Annotated in this window: 8 protein-coding genes; all 8 read right to left on the reverse strand. The window is 45.2% G+C overall.

Going from position 1 to position 8,621, the window contains the following annotated elements:
* Positions 1–45: 45 nt before the first annotated feature.
* Positions 46–4,074, reverse strand: coding sequence for a DNA-directed RNA polymerase subunit beta (gene rpoB, locus AACT23_RS09850; protein WP_010318961.1), 4,029 nt, complete (start codon positions 4,072–4,074; stop codon positions 46–48).
* 252 nt (positions 4,075–4,326) lie between these two features.
* Entirely contained in the window at positions 4,327–4,692 is a 366-nt protein-coding gene (rplL, locus tag AACT23_RS09855; RefSeq protein WP_010318962.1) for a 50S ribosomal protein L7/L12, read from the reverse strand.
* Positions 4,693–4,752: 60 nt separating this feature from the next.
* On the reverse strand, positions 4,753–5,241 hold the full coding sequence (gene rplJ / locus AACT23_RS09860; RefSeq protein WP_026027617.1) for a 50S ribosomal protein L10: 489 nt from the start codon (positions 5,239–5,241) through the stop codon (positions 4,753–4,755).
* A gap of 288 nt (positions 5,242–5,529) precedes the next feature.
* Positions 5,530–6,231 (reverse strand): 50S ribosomal protein L1, encoded by a 702-nt coding sequence (gene rplA, locus AACT23_RS09865; protein ID WP_013857952.1) that lies wholly within the window; start codon positions 6,229–6,231, stop codon positions 5,530–5,532.
* 4 nt (positions 6,232–6,235) lie between these two features.
* On the reverse strand, positions 6,236–6,664 hold the full coding sequence (gene rplK / locus AACT23_RS09870) for a 50S ribosomal protein L11 (RefSeq protein ID WP_010318965.1): 429 nt from the start codon (positions 6,662–6,664) through the stop codon (positions 6,236–6,238).
* A 133-nt stretch (positions 6,665–6,797) separates the two neighbouring features.
* On the reverse strand, positions 6,798–7,346 hold the full coding sequence (gene nusG, locus AACT23_RS09875) for a transcription termination/antitermination protein NusG (protein WP_013857954.1): 549 nt from the start codon (positions 7,344–7,346) through the stop codon (positions 6,798–6,800).
* A 12-nt stretch (positions 7,347–7,358) separates the two neighbouring features.
* The gene (gene secE / locus AACT23_RS09880; RefSeq protein WP_026027616.1) at positions 7,359–7,739 is read right to left on the reverse strand and encodes a preprotein translocase subunit SecE; all 381 of its coding nucleotides are present in this window, start codon (positions 7,737–7,739) and stop codon (positions 7,359–7,361) included.
* A 253-nt stretch (positions 7,740–7,992) separates the two neighbouring features.
* The coding region (locus AACT23_RS09885) for an EF-Tu C-terminal domain-related protein (protein WP_255211879.1) at positions 7,993–8,621 on the reverse strand (629 nt) is incomplete at its 5' end.

The following is an 8,621-nucleotide window of genomic DNA, read 5'->3' on the forward strand; positions in this document are numbered from 1 at the left end:
CGAGCGCCTTTCTACCAGGATAATCCAGAGGGTTTACCGCCAAGATTACTCTTCGTCTTCTAGCTCGATGTTGATACCTAGCGAGCGGATCTCTTTCAGCAATACGTTGAAAGACTCTGGCATGCCAGGTTCCATGCTATGGTTACCATCAACGATGTTCTTATACATCTTCGTACGACCGTTAACGTCATCTGACTTAACAGTAAGCATTTCTTGTAGTGTATATGCAGCACCGTATGCTTCTAGTGCCCACACTTCCATCTCACCGAAACGCTGACCACCGAACTGAGCTTTACCACCAAGTGGTTGCTGAGTTACTAGGCTGTACGAACCTGTTGAACGAGCGTGCATCTTGTCATCAACAAGGTGGTTCAGTTTGAGCATGTACATGTAACCGACAGTTACAGGACGCTCGAATGCATCACCAGTACGACCATCAAACAGTGTTAGCTGACCAGAAGTTGGTAGGTCGGCTAGGCTTAATAGTTCTTTGATTGATGCTTCTGATGCACCATCAAATACTGGAGTTGCAATCGGTAAACCACCACGAAGGTTGTTCACAAGAGTACGAACATCACCATCAGACAGAGCAGCAATATCTACTTTCTGACGCGTATCGCCAAGATCATAAACCTTCTGTAAGAACTCACGCTGCTTAGACAGCTCTTGTTGTTCTTTAACCATTTGGTTGATCTTGTCACCAATACCTTTTGCAGCCAGACCTAAGTGAACTTCAAGGATCTGACCTATGTTCATACGTGACGGTACACCTAGTGGGTTTAATACGATATCAACCGGCTGACCGTTTTCATCGTAAGGCATGTCTTCAACAGGGTTGATCTTAGAGATTACACCCTTGTTACCGTGACGACCTGCCATCTTATCACCAGGCTGGATACGACGTTTCACCGCTAGGTAAACTTTAACAATCTTCAGAACGCCAGGCGCTAGATCATCACCTTGAGTGATTTTGCGACGTTTCGCTTCGAACTTCTTATCGAAGTCAGCTTTTAGCTCATCCCACTGCTCAGCAAGCTGTTCAAGTTGAGATTGTAGCTCGTCGTTTTCTAGTGTTTGTTCTAGCCATTTCTTACGATCGATCGCATCAAGCTTCGCTTCAGAATAGCCACCATTGATCAGTACAGCTTTCACACGCGCTAGTAGACCACCTTCAAGAATTTGGAACTCTTCAGTAAGGTCTTTCTTCGCTTCTTTTAGCTGCATGTGTTCAATTTCAAGCGCACGCTTGTCTTTCTCTACGCCATCGCGAGTGAAAACTTGAACATCGATAATGGTACCTGAAACAGAGTTTGGTACACGCAGTGACGTATCTTTAACATCAGAGGCTTTTTCACCGAAGATTGCACGTAGTAGCTTCTCTTCTGGAGTTAGCTGAGTTTCGCCTTTCGGCGTTACTTTACCAACTAGGATGTCACCACCCTTAACTTCAGCACCAATGTAAACGATACCTGACTCGTCTAGTTTAGACAGAGCCGATTCACCTACGTTTGGAATATCCGCTGTGATCTCTTCAGAGCCCAGCTTAGTATCACGAGCCACACAAGAAAGTTCTTGGATGTGGATAGTCGTGAAACGGTCTTCTTGAACGACGCGCTCAGATACTAAGATCGAGTCTTCGAAGTTATAACCATTCCAAGGCATGAATGCGATACGCATGTTTTGGCCAAGCGCTAGCTCACCAAGGTCTGTTGAAGGACCATCAGCAAGGACATCACCGCGAGCTACAGGTTCACCTGGCATCACAGTAGGACGTTGGTTAATACATGTGTTTTGGTTCGAACGTGTGTATTTAGTTAGGTTGTAGATGTCGATACCCGCTTCACCAGATACAAGTTCATCTTCATTAACTTTAACTACGATACGAGACGCATCAACTGACTGCACCATACCGCCACGTTTGGCAACGGCAGTTACACCAGAGTCAACCGCTACATTACGTTCGATACCAGTACCAACCAACGGCTTCTCAGCGCGTAACGTTGGAACCGCTTGACGTTGCATGTTCGCACCCATCAATGCACGGTTCGCATCATCGTGTTCTAGGAACGGGATAAGCGAAGCGGCGATTGATACGACCTGGTTGGTCGCAACGTCCATGTAGTCAACATGTTCACGAGGGTGAAGACCAGATTCACCTTTTTGACGAGCTGTGATCAGCTCATCTGCAAACGTACCTTCTTCAGTCAGAATGGCGTTTGCCTGCGCGATAACAAATTGACCTTCTTGGATAGCTGACAAGTAATCAACTTCATCAGTCACCACACCATCAACAACACGACGGTACGGAGTTTCTAGGAAACCGTATTCGTTACAACGTGCAAATGCTGACAATGAGTTAATCAGACCGATGTTCGGACCTTCTGGCGTTTCGATCGGACATAGACGACCGTAGTGAGTTACGTGTACGTCACGTACCTCAAAGCCAGCACGCTCACGAGTTAGACCGCCAGGACCCAATGCAGAAATACGACGTTTGTGCGTCACTTCTGAAAGTGGGTTGTTCTGGTCCATAAACTGAGAAAGCTGTGAAGAACCGAAGAATTCTTTAACGGCCGCAGAGATAGGCTTCGCATTGATCAAATCTTGAGGCATGATCGCATCAAGATCGCCAAGGCTTAAGCGCTCTTTCACTGCACGTTCAACACGCACAAGACCTACGCGGAATTGGTTTTCAGCCATTTCACCAACAGAGCGAATACGACGGTTGCCAAGGTGGTCGATATCGTCCACTTCGCCAATGCCGTTACGAATGGCGATCAACTTCTTCATCACTTCGATGATGTCAGTTTCGTCAAGCGTACCAAGCTCGCCGGCATCTTCACGCTCAATTGAGCTGTTGAACTTCATACGGCCTACTGTTGATAGGTCATAGCGTTCTTCTGAGAAGAATAGGCTTTCAAACAGCGATTCGGCTGCTTCTTTTGTTGGTGGCTCGCCAGGGCGCATCATGCGGTAGATTTCTACTAGCGCAGAAATACGATCAACCGTACTGTCGATGCGGAGCGTCTCAGACACAAATGGACCATGATCAAGATCGTTCGTAAATAGAACTTCAAGTTTCTTATAGCCCGCTTGTGAAAGATTCGCTAATGCTTCCAAGCTAATTTCTTGGTTTGCGCTAACGATGACTTCACCAGTTGCTTCATTGACATAATCTTTAGAAGCGACTTTACCTACGATGTACTCAACGGGTACTTCGATAAAATCAACGTTATCTTTTTCTAGTTGACGAATATGACGAGCCGTTACACGACGACCTTTTTCGACATAAACGGTACCATTTGCTTCAATATCAAATGACGCTGTTTCGCCACGCAGGCGCTCAGGTACCAACTCCATAAGAAGAGTTTGGTCTTTGACTTCAAACTTCACTTTTTCGAAGAACAGATCCAAGATCTCTTCTGTCGATTTACCAAGTGCACGAAGAATGATCGATGCAGGCAGTTTACGACGACGGTCAATACGCACGTATAGGTTATCTTTTGGATCAAACTCAAAATCTAACCATGAACCACGGTAAGGGATAATACGTGCGTTATAAAGAACTTTACCTGATGAGTGAGTTTTACCCTTATCGCTGTCGAAGAATACGCCTGGGCTTCGGTGCAGCTGGGATACGATAACCCTCTCAGTACCATTAATTACGAAGGTACCATTGTCTGTCATGAGTGGAATTTCACCCATGTAGACTTCTTGTTCTTTAATATCTTTTACAGTACCTGCTGGCGCGTCTTTATCAAAGATCACTAGGCGTAGTTTTACGCGTAGTGGCTTAGAATAAGTTACACCACGAATTTGACATTCTTTAACGTCAAAAACTGGCTCACCAAGACGATAGCTAACGTATTGCAGCTCAGAATTGCCGTTATAGCTCTGAATAGGAAATACAGAACGAAAAGCAGCCTCAAGACCGTATTGTCCTTCAGGATCCTGTTCGATAAACTTGTCGAACGAATCGAGCTGGATCGATAGCAGGTATGGAATGTCCAACACTTGTGGACGAGTACCAAAGTCCTTACGGATGCGCTTTTTCTCGGTATAAGAGTAAACCATGGGGTTCCTCAGCTCGCTGATAAGTGACCCAAACTGCCCACCAATTATTCAAAAATAAAGGGTCATAGGACAGTGACTAACAGCTGTTTACTGTAGTAACACAACATCACTCAAAAATGATAGTTTGTGTGCTTTTGCACGAGTATAAGCGTCTAAACAGCGGGAAAATTCACCCATACCCTACAGCGCAAAAAGGCCGGTGGTCAATAAACCACCAGCCATTAGCCTTGCGGCTAAGAAATTAAGTAATAATTACTTAACTTCAACAGTCGCACCAGCTTCTTCTAGCTCTTTCTTAAGTGCGTCAGCTTCTGCTTGAGAAACTGCTTCTTTAATTGCAGCTGGAGCGCCGTCAACTAGAGCTTTAGCTTCTTTAAGACCTAGGCCAGTTGCGCCACGTACTGCTTTGATTACAGATACTTTGTTTGCGCCAGCAGCAGTTAGGATTACGTCGAATTCAGTTTGCTCTTCAACAGCTGCTGCTGCTGGGCCGCCTGCAACTACTGCAGCTGCAGCAGAAACACCGAACTTCTCTTCCATAGCAGAGATAAGTTCAACAACTTGCATTACAGACATTTCTGCAACTGCATCTAGGATTTGCTCGTTAGTAATAGACATAACAATTCTCTTTTAAGTCAACAATAAGTTTATTTAGCAAACAATAAAAAGCAATGCGAATTACGCAGCTTCTTTTTGATCGCGGACAGCAGCGATAGTACGTACCAGCTTGCCAGCAGAAGCTTCTTTCATGCACATCATTAGGCGTGCGATTGCTTCGTCGTAAGTTGGTAGTGTCGCTAGTAGTTCAGCGTCAGTTAATGCGCCTTCAAATGCAGCTGCTTTGATTTCAAAGTGCTTGTTCTCTCTGGCGAAGTCTTTAAAAAGACGCGCTGCAGCACCTGGATGCTCGTTAGAGAATGCGATCAAAGTAGGACCTACGAATACGTCTTGTAGACATTCGTAAGCTGTGCCTTCCACTGCGCGACGTGCTAGAGTATTACGAACAACTCTCATATAAACACCCGCTTCACGAGCTTGTTTACGTAGAGAAGTCATCGCGCCTACTTGAACGCCACGAGAGTCAGCAACAACTGCAGAAAGTGCACCACTGGCCGCTTCGTTGACTTCAGCAACAATTGCTTGTTTGTCTTGAAGGTTTAAAGCCATCTTGGATTTACTCCTGGTTGTCGTTACACCACTCACTATTATCACAACAGTGAGAGTTATTTCGGTGCAGTCCCAGAAGAAAGTTTATCTATTCAAAAAATAAATTATGCTTTCTGTCAGTTCGGGCACCATCTACGTAGGTACGATTAAGTCATTTATCAAACAGACAAATAACGCCTACGGTCTTGGACGGAGACTGGGTCATAGTTCTAAGAACTAAAATCAGCCCCAACCACAAATATTAGGCGCAGAATTATACACAAATTCCACACCTAATCAAATGTATTATTACGCTTGAGCGTTTAGCGTGTTCTGATCAACAGCAACACCAGCACCCATCGTAGTAGAAATGCTTACTTTCTTCAGGTAAGTACCCTTAGCAGAAGAAGGTTTCGCTTTCTTAAGTGCAACTAGAAGAGCTTCTAAGTTCTCTTGAAGTTGGTTAGTTTCGAAAGAAACTTTACCGATAGTTGTGTGGATGATGCCGTTTTTGTCGTTACGGTAACGAACCTGACCTGCTTTAGCGTTCTTAACCGCTTCAGCAACGTTAGGAGTTACAGTACCAACTTTAGGGTTTGGCATTAGACCGCGAGGACCAAGAATGGTACCTAGTTGACCTACAACGCGCATTGCATCTGGAGAAGCAACAACAACGTCAAAGTTCATTTCGCCTTTCTTCACTAGCTCAGCTAGATCTTCCATACCCACTAAATCTGCACCAGCAGCTTTAGCCGCTTCAGCGTTTGCACCTTGAGTGAACACTGCAACACGTACTTCACGACCAGTACCGTGTGGCAGAACAGTTGCACCACGTACGTTTTGGTCAGATTTACGAGCATCAATGCCAAGGTTCACAGCAACGTCTACAGACTCAACGAATTTAGCCGTTGCAAGTTCTTTAAGAAGAGCTACAGCTTCGTTGATTTCGTATTCTTTAGTTGCGTCAACTTTCTCACGGATAGTGCGCATACGCTTAGTTAGTTTTGCCATGATATTAACCCTCTACCACTAAGCCCATTGAACGAGCAGTACCCGCAATAGAACGTTTCATCGCTTCAATGTCAGCACCAGTCATATCAGCCGCTTTCGCTTCTGCAATTTCTTGGATTTGAGCATCAGTAACCGTGCCCACTTTTTCAGTGTTTGGACGGCCTGAACCAGACTTGATGCCTGCAGCTTTCTTCAGAAGAACAGCCGCTGGAGCAGTCTTAGTTACGAACGTGAAAGAACGGTCGCTGTATACAGTGATAACAACTGGAGTAGGCAAGCCTTTCTCCATTGATTCTGTTCTTGCGTTGAACGCTTTACAGAATTCCATGATGTTAACGCCACGTTGACCTAGTGCAGGACCAACTGGTGGACTTGGGTTCGCCATACCAGATGCAACTTGCAACTTGATATAAGCTTCAACTTTCTTAGCCATGATATTTCCTAAATGTGGGTACAAACGCCAATCAGCTGATCAGCTCCCCGGTTACTTTGTCATAAAGACGTGTAAATAAGGCGCGAAATTATAATCACATTTCACGCCCTTAACAACCCTAAAAGGTGTTTTTTTAATCAAGCTTATCGACTTGGCCAAACTCAAGTTCAACAGGAGTTGCACGACCAAAGATAGATACTGACACTTTAATGCGGCTCTTCTCGTAATCCACTTCTTCAACGGTGCCGTTGAAATCAGCAAATGGACCTTCATTAACACGAACCACTTCACCTGCTTCAAACATCGTCTTAGGACGCGGAGCTTCGCTCGCTTTCTCTAGACGATTAAGAATCGCATCGGCTTCTTTGTCAGTGATAGGTGCAGGACGATCGGAGGTTCCACCAATGAAACCCATTACACGAGGAACACTACGAACTAAGTGCCAGGACTCATCATTCATGAGCATCTGTACCAATACATAGCCTGGGAAGAACTTGCGCTCACTTTTACGGCGTTGACCTGCACGCATTTCAACAACTTCTTCGGTTGGAACAAGAACTTCACCGAAGAATTCTTCCATTGCGTGCATCTTGATATGCTCACGCAGCGATTGCGCTACGCGACCTTCAAATCCAGAGAAGGCTTGAACTACATACCAGCGTTTTTTAGGAGCTTCACTCATGTATTAAACCCTCTATACCCCAGTCACGAAAGCGACAAGACGAACCATAATGCCGTCGATGCCCCAAAGTGCTAGAGCCATTACGATACTTACAGCTAAAACGATTAATGTTGTTTGCATGGTTTCTTGACGTGTCGGCCATACCACTTTGCGAACTTCCATACGAGATTCACGCGCAAACGCAATCGCCGCTTTTCCTTTTGTGGTTGTCGCAGCAACACCGAGTGCTGCAATAATCAGCGCAACCACACCTGCAGCGCGAAGCACTACAGACATTTCACCATACAGGTAATTACCCACAACAGCGGCAGCTAACAGAGCAAAAGTGACAATCCACTTAAATGTGTCTGCTGCACTTGAGCTATCAGGAATTTCAGCATTGTTTGCTTTCATAAACCAACCTGTTACAAGTCTTAACATAGACGACAACAACCCCGCTGTTGCAGGGCAAATCCATAGCACAGGTAAAGCTACCTATACATACTCATCAAGATAGAAATGTCTCTATCTTAAATCCTTTGCACTGGCTTTATCGACCAACAAATCGACAACGGCCAAATTTAGTGCAGAAAAAGGGCATCAAATGATGCCCTTTTTGGTAGTCGTTAGTCAAATACTATTCGTATTTAAACGGCTAAATCAGCAATTAAGCGATAACTTTAGCAACAACACCAGCACCTACTGTACGACCACCTTCACGGATCGCGAAACGTAGACCTTCATCCATCGCGATTGGAGCGATTAGCTCTACAACCATTTGGATGTTGTCACCTGGCATTACCATCTCTACGCCTTCTGGTAGAGAGATATCGCCTGTTACGTCCGTTGTACGGAAGTAGAACTGTGGACGGTAGCCTTTGAAGAACGGAGTATGACGGCCGCCTTCATCTTTAGACAATACATACACTTCTGACTCGAACTTAGTGTGTGGAGTGATTGAACCTGGTTTCGCTAGTACTTGACCACGTTCTACTTCATCACGCTTAGTACCACGTAGAAGTGCACCAACGTTCTCACCTGCACGACCTTCGTCAAGCAGCTTACGGAACATCTCAACACCTGTACAAGTCGTTGTGATTGTGTCTTTGATACCAATGATCGCAACTTCGTCACCTACACGTAGGATACCGCGCTCGATACGGCCAGTTACTACTGTACCACGACCTTGGATTGAGAATACGTCTTCGATTGGTAGTAGGAATGCTTGGTCTACTGCACGCTCAGGCTCTGGAATGTAAGTGTCTAGCGCTTCAGCAAGTTCAATGATTTTCGCTT

Origin of the sequence: Vibrio sp. V09_P4A23P171 (genome assembly GCF_963875615.1) — a bacterium.
Lineage (GTDB): Bacteria > Pseudomonadota > Gammaproteobacteria > Enterobacterales > Vibrionaceae > Vibrio > Vibrio anguillarum.

Excerpts from the sequence above, each read along its gene's own strand:
- rpoB (WP_010318961.1), bottom strand. The coding sequence starts at position 4,074 with ATGGTTTACTCTTATACCGAGAAAAAGCGCATCCGTAAGGACTTTGGT.
- rplL (WP_010318962.1), bottom strand. The coding sequence starts at position 4,692 with ATGTCTATTACTAACGAGCAAATCCTAGATGCAGTTGCAGAAATGTCT.
- rplJ (WP_026027617.1), bottom strand. The coding sequence starts at position 5,241 with ATGGCTTTAAACCTTCAAGACAAACAAGCAATTGTTGCTGAAGTCAAC.
- rplA (WP_013857952.1), bottom strand. The coding sequence starts at position 6,231 with ATGGCAAAACTAACTAAGCGTATGCGCACTATCCGTGAGAAAGTTGAC.
- rplK (WP_010318965.1), bottom strand. The coding sequence starts at position 6,664 with ATGGCTAAGAAAGTTGAAGCTTATATCAAGTTGCAAGTTGCATCTGGT.
- nusG (WP_013857954.1), bottom strand. The coding sequence starts at position 7,346 with ATGAGTGAAGCTCCTAAAAAACGCTGGTATGTAGTTCAAGCCTTCTCT.
- secE (WP_026027616.1), bottom strand. The coding sequence starts at position 7,739 with ATGAAAGCAAACAATGCTGAAATTCCTGATAGCTCAAGTGCAGCAGAC.